Source organism: Sphingobium fluviale, from assembly GCF_004122115.1.
GTDB lineage: Bacteria > Pseudomonadota > Alphaproteobacteria > Sphingomonadales > Sphingomonadaceae > Sphingobium > Sphingobium fluviale.
Map to the genome: position 1 here is coordinate 38416 of NZ_SBKP01000012.1, position 20244 is coordinate 58659.

Genomic DNA, 20244 nt, shown 5'->3' on the forward strand with positions numbered 1-20244 from the left:
TGATCCCGAAAGGTTGGAGGACAGCATATGAACCTCGAAAAATTCACGGACCGGGCGAAAGGCTTTTTGCAGAGCGCGCAGACGGTCGCGATCCGCATGAGCCATCAACGCATCGCGCCAGAGCATTTGTTGAAAGCCCTGCTGGAAGACAGCGAGGGCATGGCCGCCGGGCTGATCAAGGCTGCTGGCGGCGACGCCAATGTGGCGGTGCGGGAGACGGACGCGGCGCTGGCCAAGGTTCCGGCGGTGTCGGGTTCCGGCGCGCAAGCTTCGCCCGGCCTCGATAATGACGCGGTGCGCGTGCTCGATAGCGCCGAGCAGATCGCGCAAAAGGCGGGGGACAGCTTCGTGACTGTAGAGCGCATGCTGCTCGCGCTGGTGCTCGCCTCCACCACGGCGGCGGGCAAGGCGCTCTCTGCCGCAGGTGTGAAGGCGGAAGCTTTGAACGGTGCGATCAACCAGCTACGCGGCGGGCGCACGGCGGACACCGCCACCGCCGAAGACCGCTATGACGCCTTGAAGAAATTCGCCCGCGACCTGACGCAAGCGGCGCGCGACGGAAAGCTCGACCCCGTGATCGGGCGCGACGAGGAAATCCGCCGCACGATCCAGATCCTTGCGCGCCGAACCAAGAACAATCCCGTCCTGATCGGTGAGCCGGGCGTGGGCAAGACCGCGATCGCCGAAGGCCTTGCGCTGCGCATCGCCAATGGTGACGTGCCCGATACGCTGAAGGACCGCGCGCTGATGGCCCTCGATATGGGCAGCCTGATCGCAGGCGCCAAATATCGCGGCGAGTTCGAGGAGCGGCTGAAGGGCGTGCTCGATGAGGTGAAGGGTGCGGAAGGGCACATCATCCTGTTTATCGACGAGATGCACACGCTGATCGGCGCAGGCAAATCCGAAGGCGCGATGGACGCTGGCAATTTGCTCAAACCCGCCCTTGCGCGCGGTGAGTTGCACTGCATCGGCGCGACCACGCTCGATGAATATCAGAAATATGTCGAGAAGGACGCCGCGTTGCAGCGCCGGTTCCAGCCAGTGTTCGTCGGCGAACCTACGGTGGAGGACACGATCTCGATCCTGCGCGGATTGAAGGAGAAGTATGAGCTGCACCACGGCGTGCGCATCACCGACGGCGCGCTGGTGTCTGCCGCGACGCTTTCCAATCGCTATATCTCGGACCGTTTCCTGCCGGACAAGGCGATCGACCTGATGGACGAGGCCGCGAGCCGCCTGCGCATGGAGGTGGAGAGCAAGCCGGAGGAGATCGAGACGCTGGACCGGCGCATCATCCAGATGAAGATCGAGCGCGAGGCGCTGAAGAAGGAGAGCGATCAGGCATCGAAGGACCGGCTCGCCACTCTGGAGGAAGACCTAGCCAATTTCGAGCAGCAATCGGCGGAACTCACCGCGCGCTGGCAGGGTGAGAAAGACAAGATCGCCGGAGAACAACGCCTCAAGGAGGAACTGGACGCCGCGCGGCTGGAGGTGGAGCAGGCGCAGCGTTCTGGCGATTACTCACGAGCGGGCGAGCTGCAATATGGCCGCATCCCCGATCTGGAGCGCCAGCTGGCCGAGGCACAGGCTGCGTCTGCGGGCGCGATGCTGCGCGAGGAGGTGACGGCGGAAGACATTGCGGGCGTCGTCAGCCGCTGGACCGGTATTCCCGTCGACAAGATGATGGAGGGCGAGCGGGAAAAGCTGCTCAGCATGGAGGCCGAGATCGGCAGGCGCGTGATCGGGCAGGCAGATGCGGTCAAGGCCGTCTCCACCGCCGTGCGCCGCAGTCGCGCAGGCCTGCAAGACCCCAACCGCCCGCTGGGCAGCTTCCTGTTCCTCGGCCCTACGGGTGTGGGCAAGACCGAGTTGACCAAGGCGCTCGCTGGCTTTTTGTTTGACGATGATAGCGCGATGGTGCGCATCGACATGAGCGAGTTCATGGAGAAGCACTCAGTCGCGCGGCTGATCGGCGCGCCTCCCGGCTATGTCGGCTATGAGGAGGGCGGCGTGCTCACCGAGGCGGTGCGGCGGCGGCCTTATCAGGTCGTGCTGTTCGACGAGGTGGAAAAGGCACATGGCGACGTGTTCAACGTGCTGCTCCAGGTACTCGACGACGGGCGCCTGACCGACGGGCAGGGCCGCACGGTCGACTTCACCAATACGATCATCGTGCTCACCTCCAATCTCGGCAGCCAGTTTATCGCGAACCTGAGCGAGGGCGAGGATGTCGAGAAGGTAGAGCCGCAGGTGATGGACGTGGTGCGCGCGCATTTCCGGCCTGAGTTCCTGAACCGGCTGGATGAGATCATCCTGTTCCATCGGCTGGGGGCTGAGCATATGGCGCCGATAGTCGATATTCAGGTTAGCCGCGTGGCGAAGCTGCTGAAGGATCGCAAGGTGACGCTGGACCTGAGCGAAGGCGCGCGCGGCTGGCTGGGGCGGGTAGGCTATGATCCGGTCTATGGCGCGCGTCCCTTGAAGCGGGCGGTACAGAAATATCTGCAGGACCCGCTCGCCGAGCTGATCCTCTCCGGCCAGGTGCCGGATGGATCGACCGTGCATGTCGGCGAGGGCGATGGCCAGCTGTTGCTGAGCGTGGGGTAGATATTTCAGGCGGAAAGGCGTTTCAGCGCCTCGTCCCGCCCGATGAGCGGCAACAAAGCGGCCATATCAGGCCCGTGATCGAGACCGGTGAGCGCGCGGCGCAGGGGCAGGAACAGCGCCTTGCCCTTGCGCCCGGTCTCGGCCTTCAGCCGCTCGGTGAGGGCTGGCCACACGCCTGCGTCAAACGGCAGGCTGGCGAGCGCATCGGCAGCGGCGGCAAGATAGGGCGCATCCTCCGCCTCCGCCACGGGGGCAATAATCGGCCCGGTGACGATCCGCCACCAATTCGTAATGTCCGCTACAATTTCGAGATTGGGGCGCAACGCGAGCCAACCCGCCTCGCTCACGCCGTCAGGCAGGCGGTCCTTGACCGCATCATAATCCAGCAGATGCACGATCTTCTGGTTGAGCAGCTTCAGCTCGCCCTCATCAAACCGGGCGGGTGCGCGGCCGAAATGGGCGAAGTCGAACGCGGCGATCAGCGGCGCGGGGTCCGCCACCGGGATGACCGGGTCCGAGGTGCCGATACGCGCCAGCAGCGCGATCAGCGCTTGTCGCTCCAGCCCCTGCTCGCGAAATGTGCCCACGCCCAGCGAGCCGAGCCGCTTGGAGAGCTTGCCCTCGCTCCCCACCAGCAGCGCCTCATGCGCGAAGGCGGGGGGCGTTGCACCCAGCGCGGCGAACATCTGAATCTGCGCGGCGGTGTTGGTAACATGGTCCTCACCGCGCACGACATGGGTGATGCCCATATCGACATCGTCGATCACCGAGGGCAGCATATAGAGCCAGCTGCCGTCCGCGCGGCGGATGACGGGATCGGACAGTAGCTTCGGGTCAAAATGCTGTGACCCGCGCACCATGTCTTCCCACGCGATCGGCGCGTCATGATCCAAGCGGAAGCGCCAGTGGGGCGTGCGTCCTTCTGCTTCATAGGCCGCGATCTGATCGGGCGTGAGATTGAGCGCAGCGCGGTCATAAACCGGGGGCAGGCCGCGCCCCAGTTGCACCTTGCGTTTGAGGTCCAGCTCTTGCGCGGTTTCGTAACAAGGATAGACCCTTCCTGCCGCGCGCAGCTCTGAAAAGCGCGCTTCATACAGGGCGAAACGGTCTGACTGCTTCACCTCGTCGTCCGGCGTGAGGCCGAGCCAGGCAAGATCGGCCCGGATGCCATCGGCATATTCGGGACGGGACCGCTCGATGTCGGTATCGTCGAGCCGCAGCAGGAAGCGGCCATTATGACGACGCGCCCACATCCAGTTGTGGATTGCCGTGCGCAGATTGCCGACATGCAGATGCCCGGTGGGCGAGGGCGCGAAACGGGTGATGACGGTCATGGCGGCCTTAGCTCGTCCGGAAGGCGTTGGTGATGGGATAGCGGCGGTCGCGGCCGAAGTTGCGGCTGCCGAGCTTGACTCCAGGAGGCGCCTGCCGCCTTTTGTACTCCGCGATATAGAGCAGCCGCTCGATCCGCGCGACCGTTTCCCGGTCAAACCCACGCGCGACGACCTGTTCGACGGACAACTCGCTCTCCACCAGCCCATGCAATATGGGGTCCAGCACCTCATAGGGCGGCAGGCTGTCTTCGTCCTTCTGGTTCTCGCGCAGTTCCGCCGTGGGCGGCTTGGTGATGACGCGCTCCGGCATTACCGGGCCGGAAGGGCCGAGGCCGATGGCGGGGGTGTGCGCGTTTCTCCAGCGCGAGAGATCGAACACCGTCGTCTTGTACGCGTCTTTCAGCACCGAATAGCCGCCCGCCATGTCGCCGTAGATGGTGGCGTAACCGACCGACATTTCGCTCTTGTTGCCGGTGGTGAGCAGCATGTGTCCGAACTTGTTCGACAGCGCCATCAGCGTGACGCCACGGATGCGGGACTGGATATTCTCCTCGGTGAGGTCTTTGCCCCGCCCCTCAAACACGCCCGCCAGCATCGCGTCAAAGGATTTCATAGCGTCTGCTATAAAAATACTGTCAAGCCGGACGCCGAGCATTTCCGCGCAGCTTGCCGCGTCATCGAGGCTGTCCTGGCTGGTAAATGGCGAGGGCATCATCACGCACCACACCCGGTCCGGCCCCAGCGCATCGACGGCAACGGCGGCGCTCAAGGCGCTGTCGATCCCGCCCGAAAGCCCCAGCACCACGCCGGTGAAGCGGTTGCGGTTCACATAATCGCGCAAGGATACGATCATCGCGCAATAGACATCCTCAGGATAGGGCGCGAGCGGGGCGATATCACCCGGCGCGCAGGCCCAGCGGCCATCTGCTTGCGCCTCCCAGCGCGTGAGCCGCATCTCTTCTCGCCAGTCGGCCAGCTGATGCGCGAGGCTGCCGTCGCCATTGAGGACGAACGATGCGCCATCGAACGCCAGCTCGTCCTGCCCGCCAACGCGGTTGAGATAGGCGATGGGCAAGCCCGTTTCCTGCACCCGCGCCGCGCACACCTGCGCCACGCGGCGCTCATCCTTATCGATCTCGTAAGGGCTGCCATTGGGCGAGATGAGGAGCTGAGCGCCCTGAGCCTTCAGGTGTGCGCAGACGAACGGATACCAGACATCCTCGCATATCGGCACACCGATCTTCACACCCCGGAACTCGATAGGCTCCGGCAGCGGCCCCGGCGCGAACAGGCGCTTTTCATCGAACGTGCCGTAATTGGGAAGCTCGCGCTTCTGCCGCACCGCTGCGATCTCTCCACCATCAAGCAGCACCACGCAGTTGAACAGCGCGCCCTGATTGGCGATCACAGTGCCGACCAGCATCGCCGGGCCGCCATCCGCGCTCGCCCGCATCAGGCGCAGCAGCTCATCGCCCGCGCGCTCAACCAGGGCGGGTTTCAGCACCAGATCCTCCGGCGGATAGCCGATGAGCTGGAGTTCCGGGAACACGACCATATCCGCGCCCTGCTCCGCTGCGCGAACGCGCCATTCCAGCATGGCATCTGCATTGCCCACCAGATCGCCCACTGACTGTGTGGACTGGACAAGCGCTATGTTCAGTGAATCCGTCATCGCTCCGGCCCTAGAGTATTTTTGTTCACGGCAAAAGCCTTGCCCTTTGCGTGTGCGCCGCTAAAGGGCTGGCTTGTCGAGCGTCACAGGATCGTAACGAGGGGCATTCCATGAAATTGATGACGGGTAACAGCAATCGGCCACTCGCGCAGGCCATCGCCGATTATCTTGAAATGCCGCTCACCAATGCCTCTGTGCGCCGCTTTGCCGACGAGGAAGTGTTTGTCGAGGTGCATGAGAATGTCCGCGGCGAGGATGTGTTCCTGATCCAGTCGACCAGCTTCCCGACCAACGACAATCTGATGGAGCTGCTGATCTGCATCGACGCGCTCCGCCGCGCGTCTGCCAAGCGGATCACCGCCGTGGTGCCTTATTTCGGCTATGCCCGGCAGGACCGCAAACCCGGCCCCCGTACGCCGATCTCGGCCAAGCTGGTGGCGAACCTCATCACCGTGGCCGGGGCGGACCGCGTGCTGTGCGTAGATCTGCATGCAGGCCAGATCCAGGGCTTCTTCGATATCCCGACCGACAACCTGTTCGCCGCGCCGGTGATGTCTGCCGATATTCAGGCGCGCTTTGGGGCTAAGAACATCATGGTCGTCTCGCCGGACGTGGGCGGCGTGGTGCGCGCGCGCGCGCTCGCCAAGCGGCTGGACAACGCCCCCCTCGCCATCGTCGATAAACGGCGCGAGCGCGCGGGCGAATCGGAGGTGATGAACATCATCGGCGATGTATCCGGGCGCTTTTGTGTGCTGATCGACGATATCGTCGATTCGGCGGGCACGCTGTGCAACGCGGCGGCGGCGCTCAAGGCCGCGGGTGCCGAGGATGTGGTCGCCTATGTCAGCCACGGTGTGCTGTCTGGCGGCGCGGTGGCGCGGGTCGAGGCGTCGCAACTGCTGGAGCTGGTGATTACCGACTCGATCCTCGGCAATGAGGTGGTGCAATCCTCCAAGAAGGTGCGCCAGATGCCGATTGCGCCGCTGCTGGGCGAGGCGATCAAGCGCATTTCCGACGAAAGCTCGGTGTCCAGTCTGTTTGATTGATCCGCTCACGCGGATAGTCGGCACCAGCCCTCTCCCCCGCCCAACCTCCCGATATTTTACCGTGTCGGGAGGTTGGGCGGGGGAGAGGGCTGGTGCCGTACATCCGAAACGCAGCGCAGCTGCTTGTTTCGGATCAAATCACGCCGGCCCGACCAGTACCAGCGGCAGAGCCAGCATCAGCGCGATGCAGGCCGCCGCGCGTTGTTTGCCGTTGAGGAAGTCAGAAAGCGGATATAGCCGCCACAGGGCCGGACAGGAAAAGAAGCTCGCCACGAATAGCCCGGTCGAGATCGTCTCGCCCAGATGGCGCGGCAAATCCATCTGCGCGGCGAGGGCGCCGAGGAAGCTTCCGATACAGATGAGCCATCCGAGCATGGTGTTGCCAGTCTCCGTCCACGCATAAGAACGGCGCAGGCGGCGCGGGGTTTAACCCGTCAGTCGTAACCTTCGCCTAAGTGCTGCGAAATCCACCACAGATTGCCCCACGCATCGCGCACGCCGCCCTGCCGATCGCCATACGGTTGATCCGCCACCGGCATGATCTCGGTCGCACCTGCGGCAAGGGCGCGCTGTTGCGCCGTGTCGGCATCGGCAACATAGATATAGTAGGATGCAGGCATGGCGGGCCAGTCGTTAGTCGCCTCGCTGACCATGACCGTGGTGGTGCCCAGGCGCACCCGCGCATTGGCGATGCGGCTCCCGGCCATCGTGCGGCCGATTTCTTCGCCACCCAGCCCAGTGACGAGGAAAGCACAGAAATCTTCTGCATTGCTCGCGAAAAAATAGGGGAAGACGGAGCTGTAACCCGGGGGAATATTCGTCATAGTACGCTCCGCACGTTTGCTCTTGCCATAAGCTAGCTGAAACAAGAGAAGGCGTCCATGAGCCTGTCCGACGATCTTGCCCTCGCCCATGCCCTCGCCGATGCGGCGGGCGCCGCCATTCGCCCCTTTTTCCGCGCGCGTTTCGATACGGATTATAAGGCCGACACTTCGCCTGTGACCGAGGCAGACCGTGCCGCCGAGGCCGCCATACGCGCGATTCTGGAGCGCGAGCGGCCCGCTGACGGCATCATAGGTGAGGAATATGGCGCGGTGCGCGAGGAGGCGGAGCGGGTGTGGATCCTCGATCCGATCGACGGCACCAAGAGCTTCATTGCCGGGCGGCCGATCTTCGGTTCGCTGATCGCGCTTACTACCGGCGGCTGGCCGGTGCTTGGCATCATCGACCAACCGATCGCCAAGGAACGCTGGGCAGGCGCGGCGGGCCAGGCGACCACGCATAACGGCCATGTGGTAAAGACCCGCGCCTGCCGCGAACTGTCGCAGGCAATTCTTGCTTCCACCGGGCCGCAATATTTCCCGCATCCCACCGGCGAAGCCTTCGCCCATCTCGCGCGCGATTGCCGCGACACGGTGTGGGGCGGGGACTGCTATAATTATGGGCTGGTGGCGAGCGGCCATATCGACATCGTGGTCGAGGCCGGGCTGAAGCTGCATGACATCGCGGCGCTGGTGCCTGTGGTGGAGGGCGCGGGTGGGCGCATGTGCGACTGGCAGGGCGATCCCTTGACCGACACCAGCGACGGCAAGGTCATCGCACTGGGCGACCCCGCGCGGCTCGATGATGTGCTGGAGGCGCTGCACGAGGGGCACCATCACCACCACTGAACGCTTGCCAAAGCGGGGCTTGGCCCCTATAGGCGCGCCTTCGTCCAGCGTGCTGGATGATTCTTGATGGGACGAGCAGGCTGATAGGGCTGCCTTGTTTGTCCGCAAACGTCAAAGGCTTATGGCCTCAACGAAGGAGACGAAAATGCCCAAGCTCAAGACCAAGAGCGGTGTGAAGAAGCGCTTCAAATTCACCGCGACCGGCAAGGTGAAGCATGGCGTCGCTGGCAAGCGGCACCGCCTCATCAGCCACAATGCCAAGTATATCCGCCAGAACCGTGGCACTTCCGTGCTCGCCGATGCCGACGTGGCTCACGTCCGCCTCTGGGCGCCCTACGGCCTCAAGTAAGGAGTAGAGAGAGATGGCACGCGTCAAACGGGGCACCACCACCCGCGCCAAGCACAAGAATATCTTGGAGCAGGCAAAAGGCTATTATGGCCGCCGCAAGAACACGATCCGCATCGCCCGTCAGGCCGTCGAGAAGGCCGGGCAATATGCCTATCGCGATCGCAAGGTTAAGAAGCGCAGTTTCCGCGCCCTGTGGATCCAGCGCATCAACGCCGCCGTGCGCATGGAAGGCCTGACCTACGGCCAGTTCATGCACGGCCTCAAGCTCGCAGGAGTCGAACTGGACCGGAAGGTCCTCGCCGACATCGCGATGCACGAGGGCGAGGCGTTTAAGGGCATCGTGGCGCAGGCCAAGAGCGCCCTTCCGGCCTGATAGATGCAGAAGCAGGTTATAGAGCGCCGGGGGTTATCCTTCGGCGCTTTTTTTGCCCAGATGTTACTCTGGGATTTATCGAGACATTGCGCTCGACGCCGCCTGAATCGCTTCATTGTCCCAGAAGGCCTTGCCGCACGCCGGTCCCCGCGCGGCAATGCCCGCGGCGGCTTCTGTCGCACGCTGGGCAAAATCCTCGCCGTCGAGTGCAACGATGGACCGCTTGCCCAGGCGTTTTTCGCTCATCACGATCCGCCCGCGGTCCATACGGACGAACTGCATGGCTTCTTCCTGCAGCGAGGCAGCAAGAGCAGTAGAAATCTTGCAAAGCGTGGCGGCGTCGCGAATTTTTCCGCTGGCGGCGGCGGGTAACGCCTCGGTGGGTGCGGGCGGCGAGCCGCCATCGGGCTTCAGCACGCCCATCTTGTCCAACGCGTCGCAATCATTCTGGGTCAGCGTCGCGGGCGGCAGCCACACTACCGTGGGAATCGCGCCCGTGCGCACGACGATTCGGCCGGTACGTGGATCGCGGACATTATAGGCCGGGCTTTGCATATCGGGCGGTCCGATATACCCCGCACGGACATTCACGAAGCAGGTCAACACCTTACCGTCCGAGAGCTGCACCCTGCCGCGCACCTTCGGGTTGAGGCCCGCCTGCGCGGCTGCTTTCATCTCGTCAAGAAATTTCGGCCCCGCCATCGCCGGTGCGGCGGTGCTCATGATCAGACACGCGACAATAAAACGCATTGCTCGTCCCCCACGGTCTCAGCATCATAATGCAAAGGCTTCTTTTCGTCGCGGGCAAAATCCGCTACCCGCGCGCCATGACTGAAGTAAAAGCATTGCAAGCAGGCCTGCTGGCCGAAATCGAACGGGCCGACACGCTGGCGCAGGTCGAGGAATTGCGCGTCGGCGCGCTGGGCAAGTCTGGCGTGGTGACGGCACTGTTGAAGACTTTGGGCGGCATGTCTCCCGAAGAGCGGCTCGAAAAAGGCCCGCCGATCCAGGATTTGCGCGAGAGTGTGACCGCAGCCATCGCAGCGCGCAAGGCCGCGCTGGAGGCAGAGGAGCTGAACGCCCGCCTAGCGTCCGAGCGGCTGGACATGACGCTCCCCGCAGAGACCGCGCCGCAGGGCAGCGTGCATCCCGTCTCTCAGGTGATGGACGAGCTGGCGGAAATCTTCGCGGACCTGGGCTTTGCCGTCGCCACCGGGCCGGAGATAGAGGACGACTGGCAGAATTTCACCGCGCTCAACATCCCGGAGACGCACCCGGCGCGCGCGATGCACGACACCTTCTATTTCCCGGACAAGGACGCGCAAGGCCGCGCCATGTTGTTGCGTACGCATACCTCGCCGGTCCAGATCCGCACCATGACGTCAAACCCGCCGCCGATCCGCATCATCGCGCCGGGGCGGGTTTATCGCTCTGACTCGGATGCGACACATACGCCGATGTTCCACCAGATCGAGGGACTGGTGATCGACAAGGGTATTCACTTGGGCCACCTCAAATGGACGCTGGAGACATTCCTCAAGGCCTTCTTCGAGCGCGATGACATCACGCTGCGGCTACGCCCCAGCTATTTCCCGTTCACCGAGCCTTCGGTGGAGGTCGATGTGGGCTATACCATCGAGAAAGGCCAGCGCGTGATCGGCGGCAGCGGCGACGCGCCCGGCGGCGGCTGGATGGAGGTACTCGGCAGTGGCATGGTTCACCGCAAAGTCATCGAGAATTGCGGGCTGGACCCGGACGAGTGGCAGGGCTTTGCCTTCGGCACCGGGGTCGATCGGCTCGCAATGCTGAAATATGGCATGAACGACCTGCGCGCCTTTTTTGACGGCGATTTGAGGTGGCTGAGGCATTATGGGTTCAGTGCCTTGGATGTGCCCACGCTTTCGGGGGGAGTAGGCGCATGACAGCTTTTCGGGTGCCTTTCTGTGTTCCTGCGGAGGCAGGAACCCAGGATTCGGAGTGCGGCGCTTGGGGCTCTGGGCTCCTGCTTGCGCAGGAGCACGGGTTACTCGCGAGGGAGATACACGCATGAAATTCTCCCTCTCCTGGCTCACATATTATCTCGATACACAGGCCGATCTCGATACGATCCTCAAGACGCTCAATGCCATTGGCCTTGAGGTAGAGGGTGTCGAGAACCCGGCGGAGAAGCTCAGCGGCTTCAAGGTCGCGAAAGTGCTCACCGCCGCGCCGCACCCGCAGGCCGACAAGCTTCAGGTGCTGACCGTCGATCAGGGCGACGGAAACCCGCTGCAGGTCGTGTGCGGCGCGCCCAATGCGCGGGCGGGCCTCGTCGGCGTGTTCGGCGTCGAGGGCGCGGTGGTGCCCGCGAATGGCATGGTGCTGCGTAAGGCGGCGATTCGCGGCGTCGAGTCGAACGGCATGATGTGCTCCACACGCGAGCTGGAGCTGGGCGATGACCATGATGGCATCATAGAGCTGCCCGCTGACGCGCCCGTCGGCGCGGCGTTTGCGGACTATGCCAAGCTCGACGACCCGGTGATCGACATTTCGGTGACGCCCAACCGTCAGGATTGCATGGGCGTGATGGGCATCGCGCGGGATCTGGCGGCGGCGGGCCTTGGGGTTTTCAAGCCGGTCGATGTGCCTGCCATCGCGGGCGACTATCCCTGCCCGGTCGAGATTCGCACCGACGATCCGGCGGGCTGCCCGGCTTTTTATGGCCGCGTGATCCGGGGCGTGAAAAACGGCCCGTCACCCGAATGGATGCAGGCGCGCCTCAAGGCGATCGGCCAGCGGCCGATCTCCGCGCTCGTCGATTGCACCAACTATCTGATGTTCGCCTGCGGGCGGCCGGCGCACGCCTATGATCTGGCGAAGCTTTCCGGCCCGGTCGTCGCGCGCCGCGCCCTTGAAGGCGAGCGCATGACCGCGCTCAACGGCAAGGACTATGCCCTCACCCCGGATATGACGGTGATTGCCGATGACGCAGGCGTGCATGACATCGCCGGGATCATGGGCGGCGAACATTCGGGCTGCGCGGATGGCACGACCGACGTGCTGCTCGAAATCGCCTATTTCACGCCGGAACACATCGCCCGCACGGGGCAGGCGTTGCAGCTCACGTCTGATGCGCGCACCCGCTTCGAGCGGGGTGTGGACCCGGCGTTTCTCGATGATGCGCTCAATCTGTTGACGGACCTGATCCTGCAGACCTGCGGCGGCAGCGCCAGCGAAGTGGTGCGCGCGGGCGAACCGCCGGTTGCGCGGCGCAACTTTTCCTATGATCCGGCGCAAACCCTGAAGATTGCGGGCGTTGACCTCGCGGCGGATGCGCAACATGCAATCCTTGAAAAGCTGGGCTTTGAGGTAAGTGCGGACTGGGCGATCGCCGTGCCAACCTGGCGGCGCGATATCGATGGCGCGGCGGATATCGTCGAGGAGGTGGTGCGCATCCACGGCCTTGGCAATGTGCCCTCTACGCCACTGCCGCGCGCGCCCGGCGTGGCGAAGCCCACGGCAACGCCCGACCAACTGACCGAGCGCCGCGCCCGCCGCGCCGCCGCCGCGCGGGGGCTGAGCGAGGCGATCAACTGGAGCTTCATTTCCGAGAAGGAGGCGGCGTCTGTGGGCGGGGGCGACTGGACGCTCGCCAACCCGATCAGCGAAGACCTAAAGGTCATGCGCCCCTCGCTGCTCCCCGGCCTGCTCTCGGCCGCGCGGCGCAACATGGACCGGGGTGCGGCATCCGTGCGTTTGTTCGAGATCGGGCGGCGCTATTTCCGCGCGGAGGATGGCAGCAGCATCGAGAAGCTGACGCTGGGCATAGTGATGGCGGGCGAGAAAAGCCCGCGCGGCTGGCAAACAGGCAAGGCGCGCAGCTTCGATGCGTTCGATGCGAAGGCCGAGGCGCTGGCGCTGCTCGGCGCTGCGGGCGCGCCGGTGGCAAATCTGCAAATGTTTGGCGAGGCTGGCGGCAACTATCATCCCGGCCAGTCCGGCACCTTGCGGCTGGGGCCAAAGACGGTGCTGGCGGAATATGGCGTGCTGCACCCAGCGCTCACCAAGGCGTTTGACCTTGGCGGCACGGTGGTTGTGGCGCAGCTTTTCCTCGATGCGATACCGGCGAAACGCAGGACCGGGTTCATGCGCGCGCCCTATGCGCCGCCCGCATTGCAGGCGATAACGCGCGACTTCGCGTTCCTTGTGCCCGAAGCGCTGGAGGCCGATGCACTGGTGCGCGCCGTGAAAGGCGCCGACAAGAAGAGCATCGTCGATGCGCGGTTATTCGATCTGTTCACCGGCGCGGGCGTGGAGCCGGGGATGAAATCGCTGGCGGTGGAGATCACGCTGCAACCCGGTGAGAAAAGCTTCACCGAGGAAGAGCTTGCCGGGATCAGCGCTGCGGTGGTGAAGGCGGCGGAGAAGCTGGGCGGGGTTTTGCGGGGCTAATCCCCACCAGCGGCTCGTGCGGCTCATAACGTTCCATCGCATCGAGCAGCGTGGGCAGGCTGTCCCGCGCGATGATGATGCCTGTATGAGCCGGGCGGATGAAGCCGCTAGTCGCCATCTGACCGTAAAAGGCGATCAGCGCATCATAAAAGCCGCCCATATTGAGCAGGCCGACCGGCTTGTCATGATAGCCGAGCTGCGCCCAACTCACCGCCTCCCATAGTTCGTCCATCGTGCCCACCCCGCCGGGCAGCGTGAGAAACCCGTCCGCCAGCGTGGTGAACAGCGCCTTGCGGCTGTGCATATCGGGCACGATATGCAGCGCACTCAAGCCCTGATGCGCTAGCTCTGCATGGACCAGCGCTTCAGGGATCACGCCCGTCACCTCGCCCCCAGCGCCCAGCGCGCCATCGGCCAGCGCGCCCATCATCCCGACATTTCCGCCACCATAGACGATCGCGACACCCCAGCGCGCCAGCTGCGCGCCCACATCACGCGCGCATTCCAGAAACTCCGGGCTATTGCCCGTTGATGAGCCGCAATAGACCGCCAGACTCGTCAGTTTCCTCAAAGGCTTTCCTCCATCATCGCCTGCGCCGCCAGCCGCGCCCCGCCCAGCACGCAGGGGATGCCAGCGCCAGGGTGCGCGCCCGCCCCGACCAGATACAGGTTGCGCACCACCGCGTCGCGTGCCTGTGGGCGCAGCCTCAGGCTCTGGCTGTTCAAGGGTGCGAGCGAGAAGGCGCTGCCCAGATGCGCGCGCATATCCGCCGCGAAATCATTGGGCGCGACGTGAAATTGCGTGACGATGCGCGTATGAATATCGGGGATAAGCCGCTGCCCGATCTCGTCCAAGATCCGCCGGGCATAGAGCGGCGCCATATGACCCCAGTCGATCGGCAGCTTGCCGGTGTGCGGCACGGGGACCAGCGCGCTGAACACCGAGCAGCCTTCGGGCGCCAGGCTGGGGTCTGTCACGCTGGCATGGTTGAGGATGATCATCTGATCAGCGGGCAGTACGCCATGCTGGAAAACATCAGTCAGCCACTCTTGATAGTGTGGCCCAAACAGCACGCTGCGATGCGGGATGCCGGGCCAGCTACCGCGTATGCCGAAATGCACCGCAAAGAGCGCGGGCGACCACTGCTTGCGCGCCAGCTTCTCCGTCTTGCGCGGCCCGCGCGGATGCTGGCCCAGCAGATCACGATAGCTGTGCATCAGGTCCGCATTGCTCGCGACGAGATCGGCGTCGCCGCGCCATCCGCCCTGCGTGACGACGCCGGTGGCCTGATCGCCCCTCATCTCTATGCGCGATACCGGATCGCCCAGCCGGATCACGCCGCCGATCCGCTCGAACAGCGCGACCATCGCCATCACCAGCTTGTTGAACCCGCCGCGCGGATGCCACAGGCCGGTGTCCCGCTCCAACCGGTGCCGCCACCCGTGCAGCGCGCTAACCTCCAGCGGGTTGCCGCCCGCGAGCAGCGTATGAAAAGAAAAGGCCTGCCGCAGCCTGTCGTTGCCGATCTGGCTCGCCACCAGCCCATATACGGAGCGCCAGCCCTGATGATGCGCCAGCGGGGGAAGCGCCTTCAGCATCGACCGCATATCCGGGAAGGCCATGCGCCCCAGCCGCCCCGGCCCCTCGCGGAGGGCCTCGCCGCCATAGTCGAGCAGCCGCTGCGCGCCCGCCAGATCCCGGCCGTCGAGCTGCGCTATGGCCTGCCGCATCGCCGCGTCGTCTGCGCTCAGGTCCAGCTGCGCACCATCGGGCCAGCTCAAGCGCCAGAGTGGGGCGACCGGCTCCAGCGTGACATCCGCCGCCATATCCTGCCCCGAAAGGCGCCACAGCTCGGCGAAACTGTCAGGGTCCGTGATCGTGACCGGCCCGGCATCGAATACAAACCCCTCGCGCGCTTGCCAGCTGGCGCAGCCGCCGGGGCGCTCCCGCGCTTCGAGGATGGTGGTGGAAACACCCGCCGATTGCAGACGGATGCCCAGCGCCAGCCCGCCCAGCCCCGCGCCGATGACGATGGCGCGCTTGCCCGGCGGGCGCGGTTCCAGGGGCGCTGTCATGCGCGGGCCGGTCTCACCACAGCTTGCATGGCGCCCTTATGCGCATACCGGCGCGCCGAGACAAGCCCGCGCGAGAGATTGACGTCAATGCGGCAGGAGGCGTAGTCAACGCCCATGAGCACCGCCCCACCCGAACATACCCATTATTACGACCATATCTATCTGCCGCACACGCATGAGCGCAACGCGCGGCGCACCAACTGGGTTATCGGCCTCACCATGGTGACGATGGCGGTGGAAATTGCGGCGGGATGGCTCACCGGCTCGATGGCGCTGCTGGCCGATGGCTTTCACATGGCGACCCACGCGGGCGCGCTGGCGATAGCGGCGCTGGCCTATGGCTTTGCCCGCCGCCACGCACGCAACGCCCGCTTTACCTTCGGCACCGGCAAGGTGGGAGATCTGGCGGGGTTCGCCTCCGCGATATTGCTGGCGGTGGCGGCGCTGGGGATTGCGGCGGAATCGACGGCGCGGCTTTTTCATCTGCGAAGAATTGATTTTGACGAGGCGTTGCTGGTGGCGGCCATCGGGCTGGCGGTGAACCTCATCAGCGCATGGATGCTGATGGATCGCCATGACCACAGCCATAATCATGCCCACGACCATCATCATGCCCACGCCGATACCAATTTGCGTGCCGCCTATCTCCATGTGCTCGCCGATGCGCTGACCTCGGTTGCGGCGATCGCAGCCTTGCTGGGTGGGCGCTATCTCGGATGGCTGTGGCTCGATCCGCTGATCGGCATTGCCGGCGCGCTGATCATTTTGCGCTGGGCATGGGGGCTGATGCGCGATGCGGCCGCCATATTGCTGGACACCGCCGAGCCGGAACATGCCGCCGCAATCGAGCGGATCGTGACGGAAGCAGGCGGTGGGATAGCGGACCTGCATGTCTGGCGTTTGGGGCCGCATGCACACGCCGCCATCGTCAGCCTTGTGGGGGAGGCGGGCGATGCGCAGGCGATCCGCCACGCCATCCATGCCCTGCCGCACTTCGTGCATGTGACGGTGGAGCGCCAACCGGGAACAAGCCTTGCCAGCCGTTAACCTCGGACAAAGACCGGAATTTTAACGATATGCGCGCAGCATTGGCATATCATGCGTGGAAATGCACCCTTGATCGCCGGGCTGGCAGTGCTGGCACTGGCAGGCGTCCCCTCCTCCCCCGCATTGGCGCGATCGGCACCGAACGGGCCAGAGGCAAGCGCGGCCCCCATATCCCAGGCCGTGCGCCAGCCACAACGTGCCTCGAACGAGTACGCTGCTCTTCCCATAGAGGGAATGGTGAAACGCGATGGCGCCTATTATCTTGATATCGACGTTCGCGCGCTTGAGCGCGAGGGTTTTGATACTTACGCGACTGTAGGCGGCAGTCAGGCAGGTTTTGCCCGGCTCAGCGCCGGACTGGTGACAACCGCCCCGCTATCGGGCGCTCTGTTCGATGGATGGACCCTAATCGGCATGACCGGCTATGGCCGCCGCACCGACACTTCGGTTCTGCGCAATCTCGAAAGCGGCAATCAATGGGTCGGCGGTCTGGGCTTCGGCTATCGCTTTTAAGCTTCGACCCGAATCCGTTCACCGTTAGGTGCGTTGCGCATGACGAGGGCGAGGATGTCCTTCGCCACGACTTCCGGCGCTTTCACCGTCTGCGGGTCTTCGCCGGGGAAGGCCTTGGCGCGCATCGCGGTGCGCGTTGCGCCGGGATCGACGATGTGGGTGCGGATGGCGGAAATATTCTTCACTTCCTCGCCATAGGCCAGCACCAGCGCCTCCAGCGCCGCCTTGGTCGCGGCATAGGCGCCCCAATAGGGCCGCGGATTGCGGGCCGCACTGCTGGTGAGTGCTACCACGCGCGCATCGGCGGAAGCGCGCAACAGCGCGTCGAACGCGGCGATCAGCGCCTGATTCGCGCTGATATTCAAGGTCATGACCTTCGCGAATTCCTTGGTGTCGATTGCGGGGACAGACGCGAGGCTGCCCAGTTGCGCGGCATTGAGCACCAGCAAATCAAGCGCCTTCCAGCGCCCGGCAATAGCGGTCGCCAGCCGGCCGATGCTTTCTCCATCGATCAGGTCCAGTGGCGCGATGGTGGCGCTCCCGCCCGCATCATGGATGCGCGCCTCGACCTCTTCCAGCCCCTCTGCTGTGCGCGCGACGAGGATCACATGCGCACCAGCCTGGCCCAGCGCCACGGCGGTCTCCGCGCCAATGCCTCGACTCGCGCCGGTGACGAGGGCGAGCTTGCCGCCAAGCGGCTTGTCCTTAGCATCCGCCATGGCGTTCAGGATACCCGCTCGGACAGCAGCTCAAGCTGGTCGCGCACCTCGGCTTCATCCTGATCAGTCAGTGCGGTCGGATAGTCGCCGGTGAAGCAGGCGTCGCAATATTGCGGGCGGATGTCGGCACGCTTCGCCTCGCCCAGCGCCTTGTAGAGGCCATCGATCGAGAGGAAGGAGAGACTGTCGGCGTGGATGAAATCCCGCATCCCGCCGATGTCGAGCTTGTGGGCGAGCAGCTTGGTGCGCTCCGGCGTATCGACGCCGTAGAAGCAGCTATGCCGCGTCGGCGGGCTGGCGATGCGCATATGCACTTCTTTCGCGCCTGCCTCGCGCATCATCTGCACGATCTTCAAGCTGGTCGTGCCCCGCACGATGCTGTCATCGATCAAAACGATGCGCTTGCCGTCGATCAGCGCGCGGTTGGCGTTGTGCTTCAGCTTGACGCCAAGGTGGCGCACCTGATCCCCCGGCTGGATGAAGGTGCGACCGATATAGTGCGAGCGGATGATCCCCAGCTCGAACGGGATGCCCGATTGCTGGGCATAGCCGATGGCGGCGGGCACGCCCGAATCGGGCACCGGGATGACGTAATCCGCCTCGACCGGATTTTCGAGCGCCAGTTGCGCGCCGATGGATTTGCGCACCGAATAGACGCTGCTGCCATCGACAATCGAATCGGGGCGGGAGAAATAGACATGCTCGAAGATGCACGGGCGGGGGTGAACCTCGCCGAAGGGGCGGTGGCTGCGGATCTGCTCCGCGCTGGCGCCATGCGGCACCACGATCAGCTCGCCCGGCTCGACCTGGCGGATATAATCCGCGCCGACGACATCGAACGCCACCGTCTCCGACGCGAAAATCACCGCATCTCCGAGCTTGCCCATCACCAGCGGGCGGATGCCCAGCGGATCGCGGCAGGCGATCATGCCTTCCGCCGTCATGCAGATGAGGGAATAGGCGCCCTCGACCTGCTTCAGTGCATCGATGAACCGATCAAGCAGCGTGCGATAGCTGGAGGTGGCGACGAGGTGGATGATAACCTCGGTGTCGGAGGTCGACTGAAAAATCGAACCACGACGAATCAGCTCGCGCCGCAGCTTCATCGCGTTGGAGATGTTGCCGTTGTGCGCCACCGCGAAGCCGCCGGTCGACAGCTCGGCATAGAGCGGCTGGACATTGCGCAGCGAGGTCTCGCCGGTGGTGGAATAGCGCACATGGCCGCAGGCGACCTCGCCGGGCAGCGCCCTGATCGCCTCGTCATTGTCGAAATTGCCGGCCACATGGCCCATCGCCCGCGTGGTGTGGAACTCGCGCCCGTCCCAGCTTGTGATCCCGGCGGCCTCCTGCCCCCGGTGCTGGAGCGCATGGAGGCCAAGCGCGACCATGGCCGAAGCGGTGGTGGCGCCGGATACGCCAAAAATGCCGCACTCCTCGCGGAGCTTGTCGTCGTCAAACGGATGGGTTGTGAGCATGATCCTGTCGGGTCCAATGCACGTTGATTCTGGTGATAGGGGCGACCTTACAGCGGGCATATAGGCGTATCGTTCCGCTTTGTCGCCCCCCTGATTGCCATATGGGTGTCACATTTTGGGTATCTGAGCCAAACCGACGCGCATGGAGCCTAGCCAGCCGGTTCCCGCCCCGCTAAAGGAAGCGCGCAATGCACGCTTTCGCCAACCCCGCGAAGTTTCTTTCCCTCTCCCGGCCGATGACGCCGTGGCTGTTCTGGGGCGGCCTTGCGCTTATCCTCATTGGCGGCGGATGCGGCCTGTTCCTCACCCCGGCGGACTATCTGCAAGGCGAATCGGTGCGTATCCTCTATATCCATGTGCCCGCCGCATGGCTGGGCATGGGCGGGTGGAGCGGCCTTGCCATCGCCGCGCTGGTGCAGATCGTGTGGCGGCACCCGCTCGCCGGAGTCGCCGGGCGCGCCATTGCGGTGCCGGGCGCGCTGTTCACCGCCATCTGCCTCGCCACCGGCTCGATCTGGGGCAGGCCGACCTGGGGCACCTGGTGGGAGTGGGACGGGCGGATGACGAGCATGCTGGTGCTTTTGTTCCTCTATTTCGGTTATATCGCCCTCGCTCGCGCCTCTGCTGAGCAGGCGGGCGGCATGGGAGAGAATGGCGGTGTTTCGCGCGTGACGGCGATCTTCGCGCTAGTCGGCGCGGTCAACCTGCCGATCATCAACCGCAGCGTGGTATGGTGGAATAGCCTGCATCAGGGGCCGAGCATCACCATGCGCGGGTCGACCATAGACAGCGCGATATTGTGGCCGCTGGGCTTTACGGTGATCGGCTTCTCCCTGTGGTTCGGCGCGATCGTGCTGATGCGGATGCGCAGCATATTGGCACAGAACAAGGTCGAGGCGCGGCTGGCGCGCATGGCGCGGGAGGCGGCGTGA

General features: G+C 64.5%; 19 protein-coding genes. 10 read left to right on the forward strand and 9 right to left on the reverse strand.

All coding sequences use genetic code 11. From position 1 onward, the window contains the following. Positions 1-27 precede the first annotated feature (27 nt). Positions 28-2607 carry an ATP-dependent chaperone ClpB gene (clpB, locus tag EQG66_RS11780; protein WP_129404786.1) on the forward strand — a complete coding sequence of 860 codons (2580 nt, stop codon included), beginning with the start codon at positions 28-30 and terminating at the stop codon, positions 2605-2607. Positions 2608-2612: 5 nt separating this feature from the next. Here the strand turns inward: clpB and gltX are convergent, their stop codons facing one another. Both gltX and EQG66_RS11790 read right to left on the reverse strand, forming a co-directional pair. Then, a complete protein-coding gene (gene gltX / locus EQG66_RS11785; RefSeq protein ID WP_129404787.1) occupies positions 2613-3941 on the reverse strand; it encodes a glutamate--tRNA ligase in 1329 nt (442 codons plus the stop codon). Positions 3942-3948: 7 nt separating this feature from the next. After that, the gene (locus EQG66_RS11790; RefSeq protein WP_129404788.1) at positions 3949-5613 is read right to left on the reverse strand and encodes an NAD+ synthase; all 1665 of its coding nucleotides are present in this window, start codon (positions 5611-5613) and stop codon (positions 3949-3951) included. 110 nt (positions 5614-5723) lie between these two features. On the opposite strand from EQG66_RS11790, the gene EQG66_RS11795 reads away from it, so the two are divergent. Next, positions 5724-6659, forward strand: a complete 936-nt coding sequence (locus EQG66_RS11795) for a ribose-phosphate pyrophosphokinase (protein ID WP_129404789.1) — start codon at positions 5724-5726, stop codon at positions 6657-6659. A gap of 138 nt (positions 6660-6797) precedes the next feature. Here the strand turns inward: EQG66_RS11795 and EQG66_RS15365 are convergent, their stop codons facing one another. Further along, a complete protein-coding gene (locus tag EQG66_RS15365) occupies positions 6798-7034 on the reverse strand; it encodes a hypothetical protein (protein WP_164975670.1) in 237 nt (78 codons plus the stop codon). A 59-nt stretch (positions 7035-7093) separates the two neighbouring features. Beyond that, complete coding sequence (locus tag EQG66_RS11805) at positions 7094-7483, reverse strand: VOC family protein (RefSeq protein WP_129404791.1); 390 nt, start codon at positions 7481-7483, stop codon at positions 7094-7096. Between the two features lie 57 nt (positions 7484-7540). On the opposite strand from EQG66_RS11805, the gene hisN reads away from it, so the two are divergent. From hisN to rplT, 3 genes are all read left to right on the forward strand, one after another. Further along, positions 7541-8329 carry a histidinol-phosphatase gene (gene hisN, locus EQG66_RS11810; protein ID WP_129404792.1) on the forward strand — a complete coding sequence of 263 codons (789 nt, stop codon included), beginning with the start codon at positions 7541-7543 and terminating at the stop codon, positions 8327-8329. Positions 8330-8474: 145 nt separating this feature from the next. Next, positions 8475-8678, forward strand: coding sequence for a 50S ribosomal protein L35 (gene rpmI, locus EQG66_RS11815; RefSeq protein WP_129404793.1), 204 nt, complete (start codon positions 8475-8477; stop codon positions 8676-8678). A gap of 13 nt (positions 8679-8691) precedes the next feature. After that, positions 8692-9051: a 50S ribosomal protein L20 gene (rplT, locus tag EQG66_RS11820; RefSeq protein ID WP_129404794.1), complete on the forward strand. Its 360-nt coding sequence runs from the start codon at positions 8692-8694 to the stop codon at positions 9049-9051. Between the two features lie 75 nt (positions 9052-9126). Here the strand turns inward: rplT and EQG66_RS11825 are convergent, their stop codons facing one another. Next, a complete protein-coding gene (locus tag EQG66_RS11825) occupies positions 9127-9801 on the reverse strand; it encodes a hypothetical protein (protein WP_164975671.1) in 675 nt (224 codons plus the stop codon). A 77-nt stretch (positions 9802-9878) separates the two neighbouring features. Here EQG66_RS11825 and pheS point away from each other — a divergent pair, with 77 nt between their 5' ends. Both pheS and pheT read left to right on the forward strand, forming a co-directional pair. Next, on the forward strand, positions 9879-10973 hold the full coding sequence (gene pheS / locus EQG66_RS11830) for a phenylalanine--tRNA ligase subunit alpha (protein ID WP_129404839.1): 1095 nt from the start codon (positions 9879-9881) through the stop codon (positions 10971-10973). A gap of 124 nt (positions 10974-11097) precedes the next feature. Next, complete coding sequence (pheT, locus tag EQG66_RS11835; protein WP_129404796.1) at positions 11098-13482, forward strand: phenylalanine--tRNA ligase subunit beta; 2385 nt, start codon at positions 11098-11100, stop codon at positions 13480-13482. On the opposite strand, the gene EQG66_RS11840 is transcribed toward pheT, so the two are convergent. Together EQG66_RS11840 and crtI are read right to left on the reverse strand one after the other, a co-directional pair. After that, positions 13427-14044: an LOG family protein gene (locus EQG66_RS11840; protein ID WP_129404840.1), complete on the reverse strand. Its 618-nt coding sequence runs from the start codon at positions 14042-14044 to the stop codon at positions 13427-13429. The two genes, pheT and EQG66_RS11840, sit on opposite strands and share 56 nt — an antisense overlap. A 5-nt stretch (positions 14045-14049) precedes the next feature. Beyond that, positions 14050-15558: a phytoene desaturase family protein gene (gene crtI / locus EQG66_RS11845; RefSeq protein WP_129404797.1), complete on the reverse strand. Its 1509-nt coding sequence runs from the start codon at positions 15556-15558 to the stop codon at positions 14050-14052. Positions 15559-15672: 114 nt separating this feature from the next. On the opposite strand from crtI, the gene dmeF reads away from it, so the two are divergent. Both dmeF and EQG66_RS11855 read left to right on the forward strand, forming a co-directional pair. Beyond that, positions 15673-16605: a CDF family Co(II)/Ni(II) efflux transporter DmeF gene (dmeF, locus tag EQG66_RS11850; protein ID WP_129404798.1), complete on the forward strand. Its 933-nt coding sequence runs from the start codon at positions 15673-15675 to the stop codon at positions 16603-16605. A gap of 51 nt (positions 16606-16656) precedes the next feature. Further along, complete coding sequence (locus tag EQG66_RS11855) at positions 16657-17118, forward strand: hypothetical protein (RefSeq protein WP_129404799.1); 462 nt, start codon at positions 16657-16659, stop codon at positions 17116-17118. Here the strand turns inward: EQG66_RS11855 and EQG66_RS11860 are convergent. Next, positions 17115-17837 carry an SDR family NAD(P)-dependent oxidoreductase gene (locus EQG66_RS11860; protein ID WP_129404800.1) on the reverse strand — a complete coding sequence of 241 codons (723 nt, stop codon included), beginning with the start codon at positions 17835-17837 and terminating at the stop codon, positions 17115-17117. The genes EQG66_RS11855 and EQG66_RS11860 overlap by 4 nt on opposite strands. Before the next feature lie 5 nt (positions 17838-17842). Next, a complete protein-coding gene (gene purF, locus EQG66_RS11865) occupies positions 17843-19312 on the reverse strand; it encodes an amidophosphoribosyltransferase (protein ID WP_129404801.1) in 1470 nt (489 codons plus the stop codon). A gap of 188 nt (positions 19313-19500) precedes the next feature. On the opposite strand from purF, the gene ccmC reads away from it, so the two are divergent. Further along, entirely contained in the window at positions 19501-20244 is a 744-nt protein-coding gene (gene ccmC, locus EQG66_RS11870) for a heme ABC transporter permease CcmC (RefSeq protein ID WP_129404802.1), read from the forward strand.

Excerpts from the sequence above, each read along its gene's own strand:
- pheT (WP_129404796.1), top strand. The coding sequence starts at position 11,098 with ATGAAATTCTCCCTCTCCTGGCTCACATATTATCTCGATACACAGGCC.
- crtI (WP_129404797.1), bottom strand. The coding sequence starts at position 15,558 with ATGACAGCGCCCCTGGAACCGCGCCCGCCGGGCAAGCGCGCCATCGTC.
- gltX (WP_129404787.1), bottom strand. The coding sequence starts at position 3,941 with ATGACCGTCATCACCCGTTTCGCGCCCTCGCCCACCGGGCATCTGCAT.
- pheS (WP_129404839.1), top strand. The coding sequence starts at position 9,879 with ATGACTGAAGTAAAAGCATTGCAAGCAGGCCTGCTGGCCGAAATCGAA.
- EQG66_RS11795 (WP_129404789.1), top strand. The coding sequence starts at position 5,724 with ATGAAATTGATGACGGGTAACAGCAATCGGCCACTCGCGCAGGCCATC.
- rpmI (WP_129404793.1), top strand. The coding sequence starts at position 8,475 with ATGCCCAAGCTCAAGACCAAGAGCGGTGTGAAGAAGCGCTTCAAATTC.
- EQG66_RS11790 (WP_129404788.1), bottom strand. The coding sequence starts at position 5,613 with ATGACGGATTCACTGAACATAGCGCTTGTCCAGTCCACACAGTCAGTG.
- EQG66_RS11855 (WP_129404799.1), top strand. The coding sequence starts at position 16,657 with ATGCGTGGAAATGCACCCTTGATCGCCGGGCTGGCAGTGCTGGCACTG.
- hisN (WP_129404792.1), top strand. The coding sequence starts at position 7,541 with ATGAGCCTGTCCGACGATCTTGCCCTCGCCCATGCCCTCGCCGATGCG.
- EQG66_RS11805 (WP_129404791.1), bottom strand. The coding sequence starts at position 7,483 with ATGACGAATATTCCCCCGGGTTACAGCTCCGTCTTCCCCTATTTTTTC.
- dmeF (WP_129404798.1), top strand. The coding sequence starts at position 15,673 with ATGAGCACCGCCCCACCCGAACATACCCATTATTACGACCATATCTAT.
- clpB (WP_129404786.1), top strand. The coding sequence starts at position 28 with ATGAACCTCGAAAAATTCACGGACCGGGCGAAAGGCTTTTTGCAGAGC.
- EQG66_RS11825 (WP_164975671.1), bottom strand. The coding sequence starts at position 9,801 with ATGCGTTTTATTGTCGCGTGTCTGATCATGAGCACCGCCGCACCGGCG.
- EQG66_RS11860 (WP_129404800.1), bottom strand. The coding sequence starts at position 17,837 with ATGGCGGATGCTAAGGACAAGCCGCTTGGCGGCAAGCTCGCCCTCGTC.
- rplT (WP_129404794.1), top strand. The coding sequence starts at position 8,692 with ATGGCACGCGTCAAACGGGGCACCACCACCCGCGCCAAGCACAAGAAT.
- EQG66_RS15365 (WP_164975670.1), bottom strand. The coding sequence starts at position 7,034 with ATGCTCGGATGGCTCATCTGTATCGGAAGCTTCCTCGGCGCCCTCGCC.
- purF (WP_129404801.1), bottom strand. The coding sequence starts at position 19,312 with ATGCTCACAACCCATCCGTTTGACGACGACAAGCTCCGCGAGGAGTGC.
- ccmC (WP_129404802.1), top strand. The coding sequence starts at position 19,501 with ATGCACGCTTTCGCCAACCCCGCGAAGTTTCTTTCCCTCTCCCGGCCG.